Raw genomic sequence first — 594 nt, 5'->3', positions numbered from 1 at the left:
GTAAGCGGCGCCTGGAGGGCACCGGGCTTTCAGCTTGACGGCTGGAAGTTCCAGGGGAGTAGTTCGTCGAGCCGGCTGGCAGGGTGACCTGCAGCGATGGCTTCGAGGGTGGCCTTGAGGTAGGCGAAGGGCTCGACGCCATTGATCTTAGCTGTGGCAATGAGCGAAGCGATGCAGCCCCAAGCACGGCCGCCTTCATCATGGCCGGCGAAGAGGGCGTTCTTTCTTGTCAGGGCGATTGGGCGGATCAGGTTCTCGACAGCATTAGAGTCGATCTCGGCGCGGCCGTCGTGGAGGAAGGTCTGCAGCCCATCCCACTGGCGGTGGATGTAGGCCAGCTTCTCCCCGAGACGCGACTTTGAGGAGATCCGGCGGCGCTGGCTTTGCAGCCATTCTCCAAACTCGGTGACCAGCGGCGCGGTGCGGGCCTGCCGGGCCGACAGCCGCTGGCCGGGGCCCATGCCGCGGATCTCAGCCTCGATGCGGTAGAGCTCCGCAATCCGGCGCAGTCCCTCGGCGGCGATCGTCATGCCGGAGGCGTGCTTCCAGCACGAGGCCGTCGCGGTCGAAGACTTCCTTCAGCTTCCTGCGGGC

The 594-nt window shown here is 65.8% G+C and carries 1 pseudogene; it reads right to left on the bottom strand.

Annotated elements, in window-relative coordinates:
- Positions 1 to 29 precede the first annotated feature (29 nt).
- A pseudogene (locus L1069_RS23915) lies at positions 30 to 524 on the bottom strand (transposase); the annotation flags it as partial.
- Positions 525 to 594 lie beyond the last annotated feature (70 nt).

It is taken from the genome of Leisingera sp. MMG026, assembly GCF_021654205.1.
Lineage (GTDB): Bacteria > Pseudomonadota > Alphaproteobacteria > Rhodobacterales > Rhodobacteraceae > Leisingera.
This window is presented reverse-complemented; position numbering and strand designations above follow the sequence as displayed.